The following is a 20,564-nucleotide window of genomic DNA, read 5'->3' as shown; positions in this document are numbered from 1 at the left end:
AACTAAAAGAAACCGCTCCGCTAGGGGCGGTTTTTCATTTTATAATGGTGGCTTAACATAAAAAATATTACCTTTATACAAAACAAAAAACCATGCAACAAACTGCTTTAATTACTGGAGCAACCTCAGGTATTGGTAAGGCAACCGCTCAACTTTTTTCTAAAAATAACATCAACTTAATTCTTTGTGGTAGACGTGTTGAAAAGCTACAAAAACTGCAACAAGAATTATCAAAATTTACCAAAGTACATATACTTCAGTTTGATGTTCGTTATAACGAAGAAGTACAAAATGCGATCAATAGTTTACCTGACGAATTTAAACATATTGATATTCTTATTAACAATGCTGGAAATGCTCATGGATTAAACAGCATTCAAAATGGAAATATTGACGATTGGGACGCTATGATTGACGGAAACGTTAAAGGCTTATTATACGTTTCAAAAGCTATTATTCCTCAAATGGTAGAACGAAACAATGGTTTCATTGTAAATATTGGCTCTATCGCAGGAAAAGATGTGTATCCTAACGGAAATGTGTATTGTGCGTCAAAGTTCGCTGTAAACGCTTTAAATAAAGGAATGCGTATTGATTTGAATCAACACAATATTCGCGTATGTGCCATTCACCCAGGATTGGTAGAAACTGAGTTTTCTGATGTTCGTTTTAAAGGAGATTCTGAAAGAGCTAAAACTGTATATCAAGGATACAAAGCACTACAACCTGAAGATATAGCAGATATTATTCACTTTGTAGTTACTCGTCCGTATCATGTAAATATTGAAGATTTAATTGTATACCCTACAGCGCAAGCTAGTGCAACTATTGTGAACAAAAACGCTTAAGTTGTGATTAACAAACGTCTTTTAATTAAAAACTTACTGTCTCATAACGACGAGAATAGTTTTTATGATAAAAAACAAAAATTATCCTTTGGTTCTAAAGAAGGAAAAGCTAAGTTTATAAAACACGTTTGTGCACTTTCTAATTCAAACCCTAACAACAACTCATATATTGTTATTGGTATTGAGGATGAAGAAAATAAAATTATAGGAGTTGATTTTTATGATGATAGCAAAATTCAAAATTTGGTAAATGCTTATCTGAATAATCCACCAAAAATAGAATATGAAAATGTTCCTTTTCCACGTTTGCAACGCCACAAAGTAATTGGATTAGTAACTATTTATCCTACCAAATTAATTACCTCTTTAGCCAAAAATGTCTGGAAATATCGTAAAGGAACTATTTTTTATCGTAGAGGTAGTAATTCTATGCCTGCTGAAGAAGGTTTTATTTTAAAGAATAACAACAAAGCTATTGTTGAAGCCATTGAAAAAAACGCAAGTAACAATATTCAACTTACCCTTGATGGCGTTTTCGACTTTATTAATAGGCACAAACCAGAATATAATCCGCAATACAAAGTATTTAACGAACAGTTTGTGCTTTGTTGGGCAGGAAAAAAGAAAATTATAAATAATGAAGCGTTTTTTACTCGTGTTGATATTGAGTTGGTAAACGAACAAGTACGTTTGTTTTTTTCTTCGTTAGATGATGTACAAATTAGTTACAACGAACAGTCTTTTATTATCACCGAATACATTGTTTTAGGGATTGATAAGAGTGAAAAACGCTATCCGTTAGAAAAAACCATTATTAACTTTAAAGATAACGGAAAGCATGATATTGTTACGGAATTTTTATTTGAAGCTCCTCAATACCATAACGATATTTTACAACTTATTTATGATAATAATAATAGTATTGTCACTAAAATTATGAACAACAAACCTCTTTCTGTTATTGAACATGAAGATGTATATCGACTACCTACTACCTATCTAATCTGTTATTTAAATGGATTTGAAATTGCTCCTCTACAACTAAAAAAAGCAAAAAATTATATCAAAAACTTAGAAGATAAAACTACCTATATTAAATACAAAGAAGCTATGCGAGTAATACGAAAAGTAAAATATCATTAAGAGATTTTTAAGACCTTATCTTAAATAATTGTTAAGTGTCTGTTTTTGGTGAAACGTTTTGTTTTAATAGGCGTCTTTTAGCTGTAACCTAATCATAAAAACACAACATCATGAAAAAATTAATTTTATCAGCTTTAGCAATTACTTTATCCTTCGGAACTATTACTGCTACTTCAACTCCATATGAAACACCTGTTAAAACTAACCTAGAATACCCTAATGTAAGTACTTTTTGTAAATTAATTAGAGCTGGAAACTTTGAGGCTGTAAAAGCTATGGTTGAAAACGGAACAGATATTAACAGAAAGTCTACAGGACTAACTCCTTTAATGTTTGCTGCTAGATATAACAAAGCAGATATTGTTCAATTATTAATTGATAACGGAGCAAAATTAAAAACAAAGTCTGAAAGAGGATATACTGCCTTAGAATATGCTAAAATGTCAAAAGCACATGATGCTTATAAAATCATTGCTACTGCTTTAGAAAAGTAATGTATCCTACTTAATTAAAAACAAAAAGTCACATCTTTCGATGTGACTTTTTTATGTTTTGAAAATTATATTTTCTTATAAATCAAACTTAATTCCTTGTGCTAAAGGTAATTCATCAGAATAGTTTACTGTGTTTGTTTGACGACGCATGTATACTTTCCAAGCATCAGATCCAGACTCACGTCCACCACCTGTTTCTTTTTCACCTCCGAAAGCACCTCCGATCTCAGCACCAGAAGTTCCTATATTTACATTTGCAATTCCACAATCAGACCCTGCAAATGATAAGAATTTTTCAGCTTCTTTCATTTCACTTGTCATAATTGAAGAAGATAATCCTTGCGCTACTCCATTTTGTAATTCAATAGCGTTTTCAACATCTCCTGAATACTTCATCAAGTATAAAATTGGAGCAAATGTTTCATGTTGAACAATTTCATAATGGTTTTCAGCTTCAATAATTGCTGGTTTAACGTAACAACCGCTTTCATAACCTTCTCCTTCTAAAACGCCTCCTTCAACTAATACCTTACCTCCTTCAGCTTTTGCTTTTTCAATAGCAGCTAAATACGTATTTACAGAGTCTTTATCAATTAATGGTCCAACGTGATTGTTTTCATCTAATGGGTTTCCAATCTTAATTTGACCGTAAGCTCCAACAATCGCATCTCTTACTTTATCATATACAGATTCGTGGATGATTAAACGACGTGTTGATGTACAACGCTGACCACAAGTACCTACAGCACCAAATACAGCTCCAGGAACTACTACTTTTAAGTCAGCAGTTGGAGTAATAATAATTGCATTGTTTCCTCCTAATTCTAATAATGATTTACCGAAACGCTCAGCAACTTTAGCACCAACAATACGTCCCATTCTTGTAGAACCAGTAGCTGATACTAAAGGAATACGAGTATCTTCAGTAATGTATTCACCAACTTTGTAATCTCCATTAACAATACAAGAAATTCCTTCTGGTAAATCGTTAGCTTTTAAAACCTCAGCTATAATATTTTGGCAAGCTACTGAACATAAAGGGGCTTTTTCTGAACCTTTCCATACACATACGTTACCACAAATCCAAGCTAATGCTGTGTTCCAAGACCAAACAGCCACAGGGAAATTAAATGCTGATATAATACCAACCACTCCTAATGGGTGCCATTGCTCTCTCATTACGTGTCCTGGTCTTTCTGATGGAATTACTTGTCCGTTTAACTGACGAGATAAACCTACAGCAAAATCACAGATATCAATCATTTCTTGAACCTCACCTAAACCTTCTTGATAAGATTTTCCCATTTCGTAAGAAACTAACTTACCTAATGGTTCTTTTAATTCTCTTAACTTGTTTCCAAATTGACGAACAATTTCTCCACGTTGAGGTGCAGGCATTGCTCTCCACTCTTTAAAAGCAGTTGTAGCTACATCCATCACCTTATCATAATCTTCACGAGTACTTGCTACTACTTTACCAATTAACTTACCATCAACAGGTGAATAACTTTCAATAACTTCTCCATTTGCAAAGTTTACTGAACCTGTAGAAGTTCCGTTGTTTATATCTTTTAAGCCTAATTGAGCTAAAGCTTCCTTAATACCAAAATCTGCCATGTTTTATATTGTAATTTTAGTTTTTATATTTAAAACTCAAAACTACGAATAATTTTACAATTAATAAATTAAACAAAAACAACTTAGTTTGTTTAAAAATTAACAAAATAATGAAAAATATTTACAACTTCCTTGCCTTAATTTTGTTACTATTTTCTTGCAATCAATCTAAAGTAACTTCCAAAGAGCTAAATAATACTCCTACTAATGAGTTCGCTATTATTATTCATGGGGGTGCTGGTACCATTTTAAAAGAGAATATGACTCCCGAAAAAGAAACTGCTTATAAAACTAAGCTAAAGGAAGCTATAAAAACAGGATATGAGATATTAAAGAATGGAGGATCTAGTAACGATGCTGTTGTAAAAACTATTCAGGTTATGGAAGAATCTCCTCTTTTCAATGCTGGAAAAGGAGCTGTATTTACACATGAAGAAACTAATGAATTAGATGCTTCTTTTATGGATGGAAAAACATTGAATGCAGGTGCTGTAGCTGGGGTAAAAGATATAAAAAGCCCTATTGAAGCTGCTAGAACGGTGATGACAAACTCCGATCATGTGCTGCTTTCTGGAAGTGGAGCTTCCAAATTTGCTAAAGAACAAGGGTTGAAAATTGTAGACCCGAGTTATTTTTATACTGAAAATCGCTTTAAATCTTTACAACGAATTAAAGACAAAGAAAAAACGGAGTTAGATCATGATGATAAAGAAGCTGCTTTTTATGATATTGACATTAAAAATAGTAAATTCGGTACAGTAGGTTGCGTTGCTCTGGATAAAAAAGGAAACATTTCTGCAGGAACTTCTACTGGAGGCATGACTAACAAACGTTGGGGACGAATTGGAGATTCTCCTATTATTGGTTCAGGTACTTATGCAAATAATAAAACCTGTGGTGTTTCTTCAACTGGTTGGGGTGAATACTTTATAAGATCTCAAGTAGCGTATGATATTTCTGCTCAAATGGAATATCAACAAAAATCATTAAAAGAAGCTACCAAAGATGTGATTCAAAATAAATTAACCAAACTTGGTGGAACAGGTGGTGTTGTTGCACTTGATAAAAATGGAAATATGTCTTTTGAGTTTAATACTGCAGGAATGTACAGAGCTTCAATGGATGATAAAGGTAATTTAGTAATTAAAATTTACAACGATTAAAACTGATAATTTAAACCTGTATAAACACCAATAAAGTATGGCTGAAACCCATTTGAATCGTTTTTAAATGTATTTAACTGGGTTTTTAGCATTGGATTAATATTTAGAGACCATTTTTTACTGAACTTATAACTAAAATCTACCCCTAAATTTCCACTAAAGTTAACGCTATTTAAGTTGTTTGCTTCTCCTGATGTTAAAAAATCGGTAGTTTTTAAGTTTACATCATTCTTATTTAAAAACAAAGAACTAAAACCCATAACTAATTGTGTTTTTAGCTTTTTTCCTTCTAATACACTATACTTAACTTCTACTGGAACTTCAATATATCCATAACTTTGATTCAACTCACCATCTAGACTACCTGAGCTAATGGATACTGAATTTGTACTAAAATTTGTTTGAGAAGTATCATTTAATTCATAACTTTCTCCTGAACTAAAAGCTACACTTGCAGTACTTGAATTTGCAGGATTAACAGCTACGTTGGTATTAGAATACCCCATTTCTTGGAGGTGTACTCCTGACTGAATAGACCATTTTTTACTTAATTGATAAGCAATTTGAACACCATAAGAATAACTTGTACTTCCTTTTGTAGAGTTTGATAAACTTGCATCTATTGGAGATGATTTAGAAAAAGAATTTGAGTTTAATACTGCTACTGTTGGAGAAACGGTCCAAAGTTTCTTTATCTTATCCTCTTCTTTTTTATCCTTTTCAGCATTTACAACCGCTAAAAAATCTTTTTTTGGTTTTATAATCTTACGAATTGTATCATTGTTTTTTTTGAAAAAACTTATTTCTTCTTTTTTAAGAACTGGCAAGCTATTTTCAAGCTTGCCAGCAGAATTTTCTTCTTTCACAACATCATTTTTAGCCAGTAAAGCCCCTTCAACTACTCTACTTGACACATTATTGCTATCTTTTTCTTGCAATTCTTTTTTACTAACCTTCACAACATGATTAGCGGTTAAAACTTCGTTTTTACGATGTTTTTCTTTCAAATTATTTTTCTTTTTCGTTACTTCTTTTACAACAAGTATTTCCCTTATATTTTCTTTTGTTGGTTTTATTAATAAATTATCTTTTAATTCTTCATTTTTATTTTCTTGCTCTTTAGTTGCTGGTTTTGGTGATTCAACTATAATTACATCTGTATCATCTATATTTCCCTTTTCATAAGTAAATGGATAAAACAAAAAACCTAAAACAAGCATAGCTGCAACCCCTCCAGAAAACCACCAAATAGGAAAAACACGCTGTTTTTTCTTTTTTTGGAGCTTTTCTTCAATAGCATTCCATACATTTTCATTTGGAGTTACCTCCAAATCTTTAAGTTTTTCTTGAAATAGTCTATCGATATTTTTTTCTTCCATCAGTTATGCTTTTGCCTCTTTTGCTTGATACAATTCCATTTCTTTTTTCAATATCTGTCTTGCTCGTGATAAGTTTGATTTTGATGTTCCTACAGAAATATTTAATAATTCTGCTATTTCTTTATGTGAATAATTATCTAATACATATAAGTTAAAAACTAAACGATACCTATCTGGTAAACTTTGAATGAGCTCTAATAAAACATCAATATTCACATTTTCAGTTTCAAGCTCTATTTCTTCTACTATTTCCTCATCAGGAGCTTCTGAAACTAACTGTAAAGGTGATTTTTCTCTATACTTTTGTAATGCTGTATTTATAGTTATTCTCTTCATCCATCCTTCAAAAGAACCTTTATGCTGATATTGAGGCATCTTTTTAAAAATAGTTAAAAAACTATCTTGTAAAGTATCTTCTGCATCTTGATAATTACGTGAATACTTTAAACACAGCGCAAAAAGTTTACCAGAAAACAACTGGTAAACTTGCGCTTGCGCTGTGATATTTTGATGACAGCATCCTTGTATGAGTTTTTCTAAATTGATGTTACAAATTTACTGGAATTACCACTTCTTCGTATACATCTTCTCCTTCATCATTTTTACCTTTCCAAAACTTAAAAACATAATCTTCTTCTTGTGTTGCCTCAACAGGAAAAGCATATTCTTCTTGTCTTACATCTTGAGTACAAGCAACATCAAGAGCTACTATTGCTGTACCAGCTACAATTCTAGTTGTATCCACTTTTTGATAATACAATCCATTAAAAGAGTAACAACTATTGGGTAGTGTATACTTTATCTTAATTGTATCAACTTCTCCGAATGTAAAACTTTCAGGAGTTGTGGCACTATCAACCTTTAAAAACTCATATCTAACATTAGGGCTGTCATCATCTAAACAAGAATAAAACGTAAATACACTTAAAAAAAGGATTAAAATTTTTTTCATGACATATATAATTAGGGTTATTATTTTAACTTTCCATGGTTTATATAGTAGATGAAAAAAAATTAAAAAGGTTGCGTCGAATACTCTTACTTTTGTAAAAGTTTATGAAGAACACCATTTTTAACATACAGTCTACAGAAGATTTTAATAAAACTGCACTACAAGTTTTTAAACATCAGTTTACAAATAATAAAGTGTATCGTTCTTTTTGTGATTTGATATACGTTCATCCTTCTGATGTACATACTATTGAACAAATTCCGTTTTTACCTATTCAGTTTTTTAAAACTCGAGAAGTACTTTCGTCTACAAATGAAATTCAAGAAACCTTTACAAGTTCTGGTACTACAGGAAGTACAACCAGTAAGCATTTAGTTACCGATTTATCTTGGTACGAAACCAGCTATTTAAAAGGTTTTGAACATTTTTACGGTAATATTGAAGACTATGTTGTACTAGCTTTGTTACCCAATTATTTAGAACGTAAAGGATCTTCTTTGATTTATATGGTTGAAGACTTAATTAAACGTTCTCAACATCCTGAAAGTGGATTTTACCTCAACAATTTAGATGAACTTGCTCAAAAGCTTACAAATTTAGATTCACAAGGAAAAAAAGTATTACTTATAGGCGTTTCTTTTGCTTTATTAGATTTGGTAGAACAATATGAATTCAATCTTTCTAATACCATTATTATGGAAACTGGTGGAATGAAAGGAAGAAGAAAAGAACTTATTCGTAACGAATTACATGCGATTTTAAGCAATGGTTTTGGAGTAAATGAAATTCATTCTGAATATGGAATGACAGAATTATTAAGTCAAGGATATTCAAAAGGAAATGGTATTTTTAACTGTCCGCCATGGATGCAGGTCTTAACTCGTGATACTGAAGATGCTTTGACTATTTTACCTAAAGGAAAATCTGGCGGAATTAATGTAATTGATTTAGCAAACTACAATTCTTGTTCTTTTATTGCTACACAAGATTTAGGAAAGGTATACCAAGACAATAGTTTTGAAATTATAGGACGTTTTGATAATTCAGATATACGCGGTTGTAATTTGATGGTTTTGTAATCCTTTTTTATTTTTTACTATCTTCCCAGTCAATTAACCTCTATTATTTCAAGGTCTTATGAAAAACTGGGCAGAAAATGTACGGTGGAATCCATCTGCAGTTGCATTTCCTCATTCGGAAAATGAAATTCAACAACTTGTTTTAAAAGCTATACAATTTAATCAAAAAATTAGAGTCATTGGTTCTGGTCACTCTTTTACTTCTTTATGTAGTACTGACGAAATATTAGTAACTCTCGATAACTTTCAAGGACTCATTTCAATAAACAAAGAAAAAAATCAAGCTACTGTAAAAGCAGGAACGAAACTTTCTTTATTAGGCAAACTACTTTTTAAAGAAGGATTAGCTATGGAAAACATGGGTGATATTAATGTTCAATCAATCGCAGGAGCTATAAGTACAGGTACACATGGAACAGGTATCGAACTTAAATCTATCAGTAACCAAGTCGTTGGATTAAAATTTGTGAATGGAAAAGGTGAAATCATTGAGTGTTCTACCGAAAAAAATATTGAGTTATTCAAAGCTGCTCAAGTATCATTAGGTTGTTTAGGTATTATTACTGAAATTACTTTACAATGTGTTCCTGCTTATAAACTAAAACTTCAAAACAAAAAGGAGAAATTAAGCGATGTGTTGGCTACTCTGGATCAAAGAAATTCTCAAAACCGTAATTTTGAGTTTTACTGGATTCCATACACAAACACAGCATGGACAAAAACTTCAAATATTGTTGAATATTCTGAGCCTGATAAAGTAAACTTTTTTAATTATTGGACAGAATATGTACTCGAAAACTATGTTTTTAAGTTGATGTGCGAGTTTGCAAAAGTTTTTCCTTCACAAAACAAAACAGTTGCTAACATTACAGCAGCTAGTATAAGTAACGTAAAAAAAGTATATCACAGTCATAAAGTATATGCAACACAGCGAATGGTAAAGTTTCATGAAATGGAGTATAATATTCCTGCAGAAGCCTATCAAGATGTATTTAAGGATGTGCAAAAAATTGTCAACTCAAAAAAGTTCAATATTCATTTTCCTATTGAAAATCGCTGGGTAAAAGGAGATGATGTTTTTATGAGCCCTGCCTACGGAAGGGATTCGGCATATATTGCTTGTCACGTATACAATAAAAAAGATAGTAATGCTTATTTTGCTGCTTTAGAAGAAGTTTTTAAAGCCTATAACGGAAGACCTCATTGGGGTAAAATGAATACATTTACTTCGGATGATATTGCTAGAATGTACCCTAAATTCACCAACTTTATGACTTTCAGAAAAGAACATGATCCAGAAAATATATTTGTGAACCCGTATCTTCAAAAACTATTAGGTATTTAATATTATGGATGCTTATTTTAAAATCTTAAATAAAGAACTTAAAAACTACCAACGGGCCATTCCTTGTTTGTTAATAGATTTAGATATTCTAGATGAAAATATTACAGAAGTAATTTCTAATTTTAGAAAAGATGCATCACTCAGAATTGTAGTAAAATCATTGCCTTCGGTCCAATTAATTGAATATATATTAGAAAAAACACATTCAAGCAAGTTGATGGTTTTTCATCAACCTTTTTTAACTGATTTAGTTGCTCGATTGGGGAACAAAGCTGATGTTTTATTGGGTAAACCCATGCCTATAAAAACTGCGGAATATTTTTACAACAACTTACCTCAACAGCACAACGGATTTAACCCATTTACTCAAATTCAATGGTTGGTTGATACCGAAAAACGAATTGAAGAATACATTAATTTGGCCAAACAACTCAATCAAAAATTACGATTGAATATTGAAATTGATGTGGGTTTACACCGCGGTGGGTTTTCTTCTTTAAAAAGTTTAACAAAAGTACTATCACTTATTGAAAACAATCAAAATTTTGTTGAATTTTCTGGGTTTATGGGTTATGATCCACATGTAGTAAAACTTCCAAAGATTATTCGTTCTCAAAAGAAAGCACTACGATTAGCGAATCAATATTATGAAGACTGTAAAACCTTAGTTAAAAATGATTTTCCAGAGCTATGGAATGAAAATTTAACCTTTAACGGAGCCGGAAGCCCTACTTTAAACTTACACAAAGAACAAAATTCTCCAATAAACGATATTGCCATTGGTTCATGCTTTGTAAAACCTACAACATTTGATATTCTTTCATTAAAAAACTATAAACCAGCAACGTTTATAGCAACACCAGTTTTAAAAACTTTTTCAAATACAACGCTTCCAGGTTTAGAAAAAGTAAAACAAATTTTTAGTAAGAAATCTGCTTTTATTTATGGCGGTTTTTGGAAAGCTGACTATTACTACCCTATAGGGGTAAAACAGAATAATTTGTTTGGTTCTTCTACTAATCAAACAATGATTAATGTTTCTAAAAACATACCTTTACAAGTAGATGATTTTGTCTTTTTAAGACCACACCAAAGTGAGTTTGTTTTTTTACAATTTGGAGAAATTTTACCTATTAGAAACGGTAAAATTCAACAGCCTTGGCAATTATTAAATAATTCTTAATTATTCAATTGTAATGTTTTTTGTTTTTCATCGACTACTCATAAAATCTACAAACAATGAAAAACTTTATTACACTACTTTTAGTAGTAGTCTCTACTGCATTATACGCTCAAAAAACTGACTACAATACAAAAAAAGGTTATGTAGCCGAAGGTTACGATGTTGTTTCTTACTTTACAAATAGTGAACCTGTTGAAGGAATAAAGAAGTTTCAAACAACTTATGATGGAGCTAAATTCAAGTTTTCTTCAAAAGAAAATTTATCCCTTTTCAAAGAAAATCCAATAAAATACATTCCTCAATATGGTGGATATTGTGCATATGCTGTAGCTGCTAAGAAAACTAAAATGTATATTGATGCAGAAGCTTATGAAATTAGAGATGGTAAATTATATCTTTTTTATAGTTCTTGGCTTTCTAGCAAACTTGATGATTGGAAAAATGGTGATACTAAAAAGTTACAAACTCAGGGAGATATAAACTGGGAAGAACTAAAACATAAAAAAAAATAAAATGAAACATATATTTATCTTCTTTCTATTTTTTTCAAGTATTGTCTTCTCACAAGAATACAATACCAAAAACGGAGTTATTGCTAAAGGTTACGATGTAGTAAGTTATTTTCATAATAAAGCAGAAAAAGGAAACAAAAAATTTACCACAAAATACAACAGTGTTTCTTTTCGTTTTTCATCAAAAGAAAACTTAGCTACCTTTCTTAAAAACCCTAAAAAATACAATCCACAATATGGAGGGTACTGCGCCTATGCCATTGGAAAAACTGGTGAAAAGGTGGATATTGATCCGAAAACTTTTGAAATACGAGATGGTAAACTGTATTTATTTTATAACTCTTGGGGAACCAATACTTTAAAAATGTGGTTAAAAGAAAATCCAGAAGAGCTCAAAAAACAAGCAGATACTAATTGGAAAAAATTGAATCGTTAGTTTTAGATTTAATAGTTGTGGGGGCGACTTCTAAAAGGGCTGATAATTTCAGCTCTTTTTTTATGCTTATCGTTTCTTTTTATTCTTATTTTTGGTTAATAAAAACAGCTCTATGAATAATTTCTCTTCTTTCAATAGAAAAAACATTCAACAAGAATTACAAACTACCGAATTTGATATTCTAGTGATTGGTGGTGGTATTACAGGTGCAGGTATTGCTTTAGATGCTGCCTCACGTGGAATGAAAGTCGCTTTAATTGAAAAAAATGACTTTGCTTCGGGAACCTCTAGTAAATCTACCAAACTAATTCATGGAGGTTTACGCTACTTAAAACAATTTGATTTTTGGTTGGTAAAAGAAGTGGGTACTGAGCGTGCTATTGTTCATAAACTAGCGCCACATTTGGTAATTCCTGAAAAAATGATTTTACCATTAATTGATGGCGGAACTTACGGTTCATGGCTAACATCTATCGGATTAAAAGTATACGATGTGTTAGCTTCTGTTGAAGGAGATGATAAACGTAAAATGCTTGATAAAAAAGAAGCGTTAGAAAAAGAACCTTTATTACCTAAAAGTATTTTAAATGGTGCTGGTTTTTATGCTGAATATCGTACTGATGATGCTCGTTTAACTATAGAAGTTTTAAAAACAGCAAGTCAATACGACGCACAAATATTAAACTACACGCGTGCAGACGAATTTATTTACGAAAATAAGCGTGTGGTAGGTGCTAAAGTAACGGATGCTTTTACTGAAGAAAGTTATGATATTAGAGCTAAATATGTAGTAAACGCAGCTGGACCATGGGTAGATGAATTGCGACAAATTAACAATTCTAAAATTGGAAAACGTTTACATTTAACCAAAGGAGTTCACTTAGTTGTTCCGCATGAAAAATTACCCGTAAAACAATCTGTGTATTTCGATATTCCAGACGGTCGTATGATGTTTGCTATTCCTCGTGGAAAAGTAACCTATTTTGGAACTACCGATACCAATTATCAAGAAGATAAAGACACCGTTGAAACCTCAATGGTGGATGCTTTGTATTTAATTGAAGCAGTAAATAACATGTTTCCTGATATTCAATTAACCATAGATGATATTCAATCATCATGGGCAGGATTACGCCCGTTAATTCACGAAGAAGGAAAATCGGCTTCAGAATTATCTAGAAAAGATGAAATTTTTGTTTCTGATACCAAGTTAATTTCAATTGCTGGAGGAAAATTAACAGGTTATAGAAAAATGGCAGAACGGATTGTGGATATTGTTGCGAAAAAAATGAAACGTCGTTTTGAAGTTGAATTTGATCCAATTCAAACTGAAGAAATTGTTTTATCAGGAGGGCCTTTTCAAAATTATAAATCAGTAAAACTATACATTAATCAAATTTATAAACAACTAAAATTACATGGTTTTACTGAAAAAGATGCCAGTTATTTAGTATATAACTATGGTAAACAAACCGAACTTATTTTAGATAAGTTTGATGAGCTTAATGAAGAAAATATACAAGAGCGCTTATTAAAAGCTGAAATATGGTTTGTAATAAAGCATGAAATGACCTGTACTCCTACCGACTTCTTTATGAGAAGAACTGGTCGTTTATTTTTTGATAAACCTAGTGTTGATCTTTATAAAAACTTTGTTATTCAAGAATTTACAAGCCGCTTTAATTGGGATGAAAATACAACTTTAAAACATCAACAAGAATTGGATAAAAAAATAGCTTTAACCTTAAAATTTAACTAGTTTCTTACATAGAAAATTAATCGAGTATTATATCTTTGGCAACTGCAAAACCCTCGTTCTTCGAAAGGGTTTATACAATTAATTTTTAAGTAATATGAAACAACTAATACTAGTATTTTTTCTATTAACCGCGTTTATAGCAAAAAGTCAAACTAATATTATTTCGAACTCTGATTTTGATAATATTAAAATAAATAATATTGCCTTAACTGATATTAAAAAAACTTTAGGTAAACAAGCTAAAGTAGAGTCTTTATTAGGTGCAACTGTTTCTTTTGAAGATAATGGTTTTTATTACTATTTTAAGTTTAATGGTTTAAAACTAGATTTTTCTACTTCTGGAAGAAAACCATATATCGAGTCTTTAGATGTTTTAAGTAATGAAGCTACTTTTACTATTAAAGGAATAACAATTACTGTTGGAGATCCAATAAGTAAGTTAGGAGAAGTTGCTTTAACAACTGGTAGAAATGGCTCTAAGAGTATTTTATATGCTGAATGTGATAGTTGTGATGTTTTTATAAACATAAACTTTGATCAAGCAACAAAAAAGATTACAAAAATCAATTATTTTGATATGTCTTAATTGATTTACTTTAAAAAGTATATTAAAAATGCCTAGAAGTAATTTTCTAGGCATTTTTATTTATATCTATAGAACATCAGTTTACTTATCATTCTTCCTTCTCATGCTCTTCCAAATCTTTAGTTAAATCTAACTTTCTAAGCGTTGGATTTAAAACTCCAGTAGTAATAACGGTAATTAAAGTCATAGTACCACCAAAAACCACTGCTGTTACTGTTCCCATTAACTTTGCTGTTACCCCACTTTCAAAAGCTCCTAATTCGTTAGAAGAACCTACAAACATAGAATTTACTGAAGCTACTCTACCGCGCATATGATCGGGTGTTTTTAATTGTAAAATAGTTTGACGAATTACCATAGAAACTCCATCGGTTACACCACTAAAGAATAGGGCTACAATAGAAATCCAAAAAACGGTTGATAAACCAAATACTATAATACAAATTCCGAAACCAAATATAGCTGTTAAAAGCTTCATTCCTGCATTTCTACTTATAGGTATATATGCAGTAACTAACATCGTTAAAAAGGCTCCTATGGCTGGTGCTGCACGCAATGCACCAAACCCTTCTGGTCCAACTTTTAAAATATCTTGAGCATATACTGGTAATAATGCTACTGCTCCACCAAATAATACCGAAATCATATCTAATGTAAGTGCTCCTAAAATAGCTTTTGTTTTATATACAAAACGTACTCCTTCTTTTAAACTTTTCATTACGGGTTCTCCAATTTTTGGATTTAGAATTGGTTTCTTTTTTATAAAAAATACCGTAAAAAATGATATTGAAACTAAACCAAATACAACACATAAAGACCAATGTACTCCAATCCAAGAAATAGTAAACCCTGCAAAAGCTGGTCCTAATACTGAAGCTATTTGCCAAGTTGAACTACTCCATGTTGCAGCGTTAGGATATAATTTTTTAGGTACAATTAAAGCAATTAATGAAAAAATCGTAGGTCCGAAAAAAGAACGTAATAATCCACCAAAAAAGACCAGAGCATAAATAGCATATAGCACAGTATTTTTATTCCAATCTTCAATAAAACTAGGCAATGTTAAAAAGAATAGTCCTAAACTTATGAGTGAAAATAGGCCAATACACAAGGCTAGTAGATTTCTTTTTTCTTTTTGATCTACAATATGACCAGCAAACAACGCCATGGATACTGCAGGAATTACTTCCATTAGTCCAATAATTCCTAATGATAATGGATTTTTAGTGATACTGTAAACCTGCCATTCGATAATAATAAATTGCATAGACCATGCAAATACTAAGGCAAAACGTACTAAAAGAAAAATATTAAATTCTTTAATTCTTAAGGAAGCATAGGGGTCTTTTTTTTCCATAAATTAATTTAATTTCAAATCCATTAAAATTGCAAATGTTTCATTTACATCTCTTTCTTTTACTACTATAGTCATTTCATGTGTTGTAGAAATTACTTCTTGTACCGCTATATTTGCCCAAGCAAATTGTTTTAAAATAAAATAGTATATACCTGATTGATCTAAGTTTCCTTTTGGTAGTTTTATAGTTATAGAAGCTAAATCGTTTACATTATTAATTAATGCTTCTTTCTTAAAAATTTCTTCAACAAAAGGTTGTAAGTTTTTACTTGTTACAATATTTGTTTCAAAAATACCTTGTGAAACCGTTAAGAAATAATCTTTACTATCTGCTGATTTACTTAAAATTTTAGCAATTTCTTTTAATAAAGACGTTGTATTTTTGAATGTAAAATCACATAAATCAGAACGGACAATCACGTCACCCAAATTTAAAGCAAGTCTTTTAATATTTTTTCTAACTCTCAATTCATTTGCTGGAGATAATCTGTTAATAGCCATCATTACAGCACCTACTTTTACTTCTTTTTTTAAAAGTTTAGAAACTTCAGGTAAAATTTCTCTTGCTAACGATGACACATTAATTAACTTTTCATTAAGAGCCTCCTCTATGAAAGGAGTTTTTCTGATAGTTATTTCAACAGCTTCTTGAATTGTTTTCATTTTTTGTTTAATTTTAAACCAAAGAAACAAAAATAAAACTTATAGTAAAATTATTTCATAATTAAAATATCTAATATTTTTAATTAAAAACTTTGTTAATCAGAATTTTAATCTAAATTTGTTACTATTGTATCTTGTATACAAGACCTATACACAACTAAATATAGGAGCGATTGATGGGGCTTCTTAATTTTTATTAAGAAGGATTATTTGTACAAATGCAAACAACTAATCTAATCTATTTGTTAACTTTAAAAACTCATCTTTCGCTTCTTTTTTGTCGTATAAAACGTTGTAAACAGCGTCTATTATTGGAGTTTTAGCTTTGTTTTTTTGATTAATTTTATAGGCGCTTTTTGTTGCATAGTATCCTTCAGCAACCATACTCATTTCTAACATTGCAGATTTTACAGTGTAACCTTTTCCTATCATATTTCCAAACATTCTATTTCTACTAAATGTAGAATATCCAGTAACTAATAAATCACCTAGGTATGCTGAATTGTTAATATTGCGCTTCATTTTATGAATCTTTTTAATAAAGCGTTTCATTTCTCTAATACCATTACTCATTAATACCGCTTGAAAATTATCTCCATAGCCTAAACCATGAGCAATTCCTGCAGCTATAGCATAAATATTTTTTAACATCGCTGCATATTCAGTACCAATAATATCATCAGATATTTTAGTTTTAATATAGCGTCCTGCAATAGCTTCACTAAGTTTTTTTGCTTTTTCTTCATCTTGACAAGCAAGTGTTAAATACGATAAGCGTTCCATGGCTACTTCTTCTGCATGACATGGTCCAGATATTACCCCAATATTTTCATATGGTATATTGTATTTTTCATGAAAATGTTCACCAACAATTAATCCTGATTCTGGTACAATTCCTTTAATGGCTGAAAAAATAACTTTATTCTCTAAAGAAGCAGTAAGTTTTTCTAATTCTCCGTTTAAAAAAGCAGAAGGAACGGCAAAAATTAACACGTCATAATTTTCTACAATGTAATTTATATTTTCAGACAAATCTAACTGTTCAGGATGTAACTCTGCAGAACTTAAATAACTAGGATTATGTTTATTACGTTTAATATGTTCAATAGCATATATGCTGCGCATATACCAACCAATAGTTTCTAAATTTTCAGATAACATTTTAATAATAGCTGTTGCCCAACTTCCACCTCCTAAAACGGCTATTTTAGTTTGATTGTTCATAAGTAGTATTTGTTTGTATTACAAAATTAAGAAATCTATAATCGACTCTCTAAACTTAAAGGTTATTATATTTGAATTTTAAAAACTATATGAAACATATGAACGTACAAATCATAAACAAATCCAAACATCAAACACCAACTTATGAAACCGAGGGATCTGCAGGAATGGATTTACGTGCAAATATAGATGCTGCTATTATTTTAAAACCTTTAGAGAGAGCTATTATTAAAACAGGTTTATTTATTGCGCTTCCTGTTGGGTATGAAGCTCAAGTTCGTCCACGTAGTGGACTCGCAGCCAAAAAAGGGATTACCGTATTAAATTCTCCTGGTACAGTTGATGCTGATTATCGTGGAGAAATTGGGGTGATTTTAGTAAATTTATCTAACGAAGATTTTACAGTTAACGATGGTGAGCGAATTGCGCAATTAGTTATTACAAAACACGAACGTGTAAACTGGCAAGAAGTAGAAGTTTTAAACGAAACTGAACGTGGTGCTGGTGGTTTTGGTAGTACTGGAATTTAAACACATATCTTATTCTTTCTAAAGAAAAAAAGCTGTTGAAGTTTTCAACAGCTTTTTAGTAATAGTTAGAACTTTTAAATTTAAAACTTAATCTTGATTTTCAATAGCATCTTTTATTTTATTTTCTAACTCTTCCATTAATTCAGGGTTGTCTTTAATAACACCTTTTACAGCATCTCTACCCTGACCTAATTTAGTGTCTCCATAACTAAACCATGAACCACTTTTCTTTATAATTCCGTATTCTACTCCAATATCCAAAACTTCACCAACTTTTGATATTCCTGCACCATACATAATATCAAATTCTGCTTGTTGGAATGGTGGAGCTACTTTATTCTTTACAATCTTAACTTTAGTACTGTTACCAATTACTTTATCCCCATCTTTAATTTGTGTTCTACGACGAATATCTAAACGAACAGATGCATAAAACTTTAAAGCGTTACCTCCTGTTGTAGTTTCTGGGTTACCAAACATAACTCCAATCTTTTCACGTAATTGGTTAATAAATATAACTGTACAGTTTGTTTTACTAATTGTACCTGTTAATTTACGTAGAGCTTGTGACATTAAACGTGCATGTAATCCCATTTTAGAATCACCCATTTCACCTTCAATTTCAGATTTTGGTGTTAATGCTGCAACCGAGTCAATCACTACAATGTCAATAGCTCCCGAACGAATTAAGTTATCAGCAATTTCTAATGCTTGTTCTCCATGATCTGGTTGGGAAATAATTAAATTATCAACATCTACACCTAAACTTTCAGCATAAAAACGATCAAAAGCATGTTCCGCATCAATAAAAGCAGCAATACCTCCTGCTTTTTGAGCTTCTGCAATTGCATGTATTGTTAAAGTTGTTTTACCTGATGATTCTGGTCCGTAAATTTCTATAATTCTTCCACGAGGATACCCTCCTACTCCTAAGGCTAAATCTAATCCTAAAGAACCTGACGATATTGCATCTACATCTTCTACTTGGCTATCTCCTAACTTCATTACGGTTCCTTTACCGTAAGTTTTGTCTAACTTATCTAGTGTAAGTTGAAGCGCTTTTAATTTCGCTTCTTTTTCTTTATCTGCTGCCATAAATCGTACTAATTATTTTAAGTAATAAGAACGGCTAAGTTATGAAAAACTAGCTTTAGTATCCTATCTTTTTATGTTACATTTTGTAATATTGTACTTCTTAAAAAAGAAAAGATGTCAAACCATCGTCACTTCATGATTTACAAACCTTATGGTTTTTTATCACAATTTATTACAAATCAAAAAAAAGGAGGTAAACACAAATTATTAGGTGAATTATACAATTTTCCTGAAAAAACAATGGCTGTTGGTAGATTGGATGCAAAATCGGAAGGTTTATTGTTGTTAACAACCGACGGAAAAGTAAGCGACTTTATCACTACCAGAGGTGGAGTTGAAAAAGAATATTATGTCCAGTTAGACGGAGCAATTACTTCAGAAGCTATTGATCAATTAAAAAATGGGGTTGAAATTGGTTTTGACGGAAAGAAATATATAACTAAAGCTTGCAAAGTTAAGTCAATTGATACACCAGATTTACCAGAGCGTTCTAAAAAAATTAGAGATGCTCGTCACGGTCCTACTCCTTGGATATCAGTTACATTAACCGAAGGAAAGTTTAGACAGGTTCGTAAAATGACCTCAGCTGTTGGTTTTCCTACACTTCGTTTAGTACGTGTTCGTGTGGGTAATATTTTATTAGGTAATATGCAAGTTGGGGAGGTAAGAGAGATTAAGGAATTAATGTAGTTTTATTTTATTTATTAAACATTCAAATTTTAAAAAATTACTTCTATTATTACCCATTATCGAATTATAAGAAATTAAAATTTTTCTGTTTTTATATTTTCTTATAAAGTATCTATCATAACAAGGGTTACCTTTTGAATTATGTATTACATATGCATATAAATCCCCATACGTTTCTGTTGATGTCTGTCTAGAAAGAATTTCTTTTCTTTTATATTTTTGAGTAATTATAGAATCTATTTTACTGTAATCTGAAATTAAAACTTCATGATTAAATGGTTCAATATATATTTTTGAAAAGTTATTAGAAGTTATTGAATCTGTTTCAATAATAAGTGTTTCTCTGTTAGCTGTATAATATTTATTATATACAGTTATTCCACAAGCTATCAGATCTTTTTCAATTTCATTATATTGAGAAAACAATGATAAATTAGTGGTAAAGAAAATACATAAAAAAGCTGTTTTTACTTTTTTATAGTTTGTACAACTGATTCTCTTCACGGTTT

22 protein-coding genes are annotated in these 20,564 nt (G+C 30.8%); 13 read left to right on the top strand and 9 right to left on the bottom strand.

All coding sequences use genetic code 11. The annotated features are described in order from the left end of the window. Positions 1-92 precede the first annotated feature (92 nt). The 3 genes from ACXIHB_RS10630 (at position 93) to ACXIHB_RS10620 (ending at position 2,485) form a co-directional block, all read left to right on the top strand. Positions 93-848, top strand: coding sequence for an SDR family NAD(P)-dependent oxidoreductase (locus ACXIHB_RS10630; protein WP_073182385.1), 756 nt, complete (start codon positions 93-95; stop codon positions 846-848). Positions 849-851: 3 nt separating this feature from the next. Continuing rightward, the gene (locus tag ACXIHB_RS10625; RefSeq protein WP_462098221.1) at positions 852-1,991 is read left to right on the top strand and encodes a DUF5929 domain-containing protein; all 1,140 of its coding nucleotides are present in this window, start codon (positions 852-854) and stop codon (positions 1,989-1,991) included. A 110-nt stretch (positions 1,992-2,101) separates the two neighbouring features. Beyond that, complete coding sequence (locus tag ACXIHB_RS10620; RefSeq protein ID WP_462098220.1) at positions 2,102-2,485, top strand: ankyrin repeat domain-containing protein; 384 nt, start codon at positions 2,102-2,104, stop codon at positions 2,483-2,485. Positions 2,486-2,560: 75 nt separating this feature from the next. On the opposite strand, the gene amaB is transcribed toward ACXIHB_RS10620, so the two are convergent. Continuing rightward, complete coding sequence (gene amaB, locus ACXIHB_RS10615; protein WP_394420398.1) at positions 2,561-4,102, bottom strand: L-piperidine-6-carboxylate dehydrogenase; 1,542 nt, start codon at positions 4,100-4,102, stop codon at positions 2,561-2,563. Between the two features lie 110 nt (positions 4,103-4,212). Between amaB and ACXIHB_RS10610 the strand changes: the two genes are divergently transcribed. Continuing rightward, entirely contained in the window at positions 4,213-5,265 is a 1,053-nt protein-coding gene (locus tag ACXIHB_RS10610; RefSeq protein WP_239178319.1) for an isoaspartyl peptidase/L-asparaginase family protein, read from the top strand. Here ACXIHB_RS10610 and ACXIHB_RS10605 read toward each other — a convergent pair. Genes ACXIHB_RS10605 through ACXIHB_RS10595 form a run of 3 tightly spaced genes read right to left on the bottom strand, consistent with a single transcriptional unit; the run spans position 5,262 to position 7,596 of the window. Further along, the gene (locus ACXIHB_RS10605) at positions 5,262-6,644 is read right to left on the bottom strand and encodes an outer membrane beta-barrel protein (protein WP_239178318.1); all 1,383 of its coding nucleotides are present in this window, start codon (positions 6,642-6,644) and stop codon (positions 5,262-5,264) included. The two genes, ACXIHB_RS10610 and ACXIHB_RS10605, sit on opposite strands and share 4 nt — an antisense overlap. Positions 6,645-6,647: 3 nt before the next feature. Beyond that, positions 6,648-7,148: an RNA polymerase sigma factor gene (locus ACXIHB_RS10600; protein ID WP_317125563.1), complete on the bottom strand. Its 501-nt coding sequence runs from the start codon at positions 7,146-7,148 to the stop codon at positions 6,648-6,650. A 43-nt stretch (positions 7,149-7,191) separates the two neighbouring features. Next, positions 7,192-7,596: a hypothetical protein gene (locus ACXIHB_RS10595; protein ID WP_047788073.1), complete on the bottom strand. Its 405-nt coding sequence runs from the start codon at positions 7,594-7,596 to the stop codon at positions 7,192-7,194. 104 nt (positions 7,597-7,700) lie between these two features. On the opposite strand from ACXIHB_RS10595, the gene ACXIHB_RS10590 reads away from it, so the two are divergent. The 7 genes from ACXIHB_RS10590 to ACXIHB_RS10560 all read left to right on the top strand — a co-directional run bounded on the left by ACXIHB_RS10590 (position 7,701) and on the right by ACXIHB_RS10560 (position 14,496). Further along, a complete protein-coding gene (locus ACXIHB_RS10590; protein ID WP_159610613.1) occupies positions 7,701-8,675 on the top strand; it encodes a LuxE/PaaK family acyltransferase in 975 nt (324 codons plus the stop codon). A gap of 58 nt (positions 8,676-8,733) precedes the next feature. Next, positions 8,734-10,020: a D-arabinono-1,4-lactone oxidase gene (locus ACXIHB_RS10585; protein WP_462098219.1), complete on the top strand. Its 1,287-nt coding sequence runs from the start codon at positions 8,734-8,736 to the stop codon at positions 10,018-10,020. A 4-nt stretch (positions 10,021-10,024) separates the two neighbouring features. After that, positions 10,025-11,203, top strand: coding sequence for an alanine racemase (locus tag ACXIHB_RS10580; RefSeq protein ID WP_462098218.1), 1,179 nt, complete (start codon positions 10,025-10,027; stop codon positions 11,201-11,203). Between the two features lie 56 nt (positions 11,204-11,259). Further along, positions 11,260-11,715: a YHS domain-containing (seleno)protein gene (locus tag ACXIHB_RS10575; protein ID WP_462098217.1), complete on the top strand. Its 456-nt coding sequence runs from the start codon at positions 11,260-11,262 to the stop codon at positions 11,713-11,715. Position 11,716: 1 nt separating this feature from the next. Continuing rightward, the gene (locus ACXIHB_RS10570) at positions 11,717-12,151 is read left to right on the top strand and encodes a YHS domain-containing (seleno)protein (RefSeq protein WP_462098216.1); all 435 of its coding nucleotides are present in this window, start codon (positions 11,717-11,719) and stop codon (positions 12,149-12,151) included. Between the two features lie 112 nt (positions 12,152-12,263). Continuing rightward, positions 12,264-13,910: a glycerol-3-phosphate dehydrogenase/oxidase gene (locus ACXIHB_RS10565; RefSeq protein WP_073182370.1), complete on the top strand. Its 1,647-nt coding sequence runs from the start codon at positions 12,264-12,266 to the stop codon at positions 13,908-13,910. A 94-nt stretch (positions 13,911-14,004) separates the two neighbouring features. Continuing rightward, positions 14,005-14,496 (top strand): hypothetical protein, encoded by a 492-nt coding sequence (locus tag ACXIHB_RS10560; RefSeq protein WP_159488729.1) that lies wholly within the window; start codon positions 14,005-14,007, stop codon positions 14,494-14,496. An 88-nt stretch (positions 14,497-14,584) separates the two neighbouring features. Here the strand turns inward: ACXIHB_RS10560 and ACXIHB_RS10555 are convergent, their stop codons facing one another. The 3 genes from ACXIHB_RS10555 to ACXIHB_RS10545 all read right to left on the bottom strand — a co-directional run bounded on the left by ACXIHB_RS10555 (position 14,585) and on the right by ACXIHB_RS10545 (position 17,740). After that, positions 14,585-15,853: an MFS transporter gene (locus ACXIHB_RS10555; RefSeq protein ID WP_047788068.1), complete on the bottom strand. Its 1,269-nt coding sequence runs from the start codon at positions 15,851-15,853 to the stop codon at positions 14,585-14,587. 3 nt (positions 15,854-15,856) lie between these two features. Next, positions 15,857-16,516, bottom strand: a complete 660-nt coding sequence (locus ACXIHB_RS10550) for a hypothetical protein (RefSeq protein ID WP_047788067.1) — start codon at positions 16,514-16,516, stop codon at positions 15,857-15,859. 228 nt (positions 16,517-16,744) lie between these two features. Then, on the bottom strand, positions 16,745-17,740 hold the full coding sequence (locus tag ACXIHB_RS10545; protein WP_173361122.1) for an NAD(P)H-dependent glycerol-3-phosphate dehydrogenase: 996 nt from the start codon (positions 17,738-17,740) through the stop codon (positions 16,745-16,747). 98 nt (positions 17,741-17,838) lie between these two features. Between ACXIHB_RS10545 and dut the strand changes: the two genes are divergently transcribed. Then, positions 17,839-18,270 (top strand): dUTP diphosphatase, encoded by a 432-nt coding sequence (dut, locus tag ACXIHB_RS10540; RefSeq protein ID WP_462098215.1) that lies wholly within the window; start codon positions 17,839-17,841, stop codon positions 18,268-18,270. A gap of 87 nt (positions 18,271-18,357) precedes the next feature. Here the strand turns inward: dut and recA are convergent, their stop codons facing one another. Beyond that, positions 18,358-19,365 carry a recombinase RecA gene (recA, locus tag ACXIHB_RS10535; RefSeq protein WP_047788064.1) on the bottom strand — a complete coding sequence of 336 codons (1,008 nt, stop codon included), beginning with the start codon at positions 19,363-19,365 and terminating at the stop codon, positions 18,358-18,360. A 114-nt stretch (positions 19,366-19,479) separates the two neighbouring features. On the opposite strand from recA, the gene ACXIHB_RS10530 reads away from it, so the two are divergent. After that, complete coding sequence (locus tag ACXIHB_RS10530; protein ID WP_462098214.1) at positions 19,480-20,055, top strand: pseudouridine synthase; 576 nt, start codon at positions 19,480-19,482, stop codon at positions 20,053-20,055. Here the strand turns inward: ACXIHB_RS10530 and ACXIHB_RS10525 are convergent. Further along, positions 20,047-20,559, bottom strand: a complete 513-nt coding sequence (locus tag ACXIHB_RS10525) for a hypothetical protein (protein ID WP_462098213.1) — start codon at positions 20,557-20,559, stop codon at positions 20,047-20,049. The genes ACXIHB_RS10530 and ACXIHB_RS10525 overlap by 9 nt on opposite strands. Between the last annotated feature and the right edge of the window lie 5 nt (positions 20,560-20,564).

This window comes from Tenacibaculum sp. IMCC1 (genome assembly GCF_054906355.1).
This window is presented reverse-complemented; position numbering and strand designations above follow the sequence as displayed.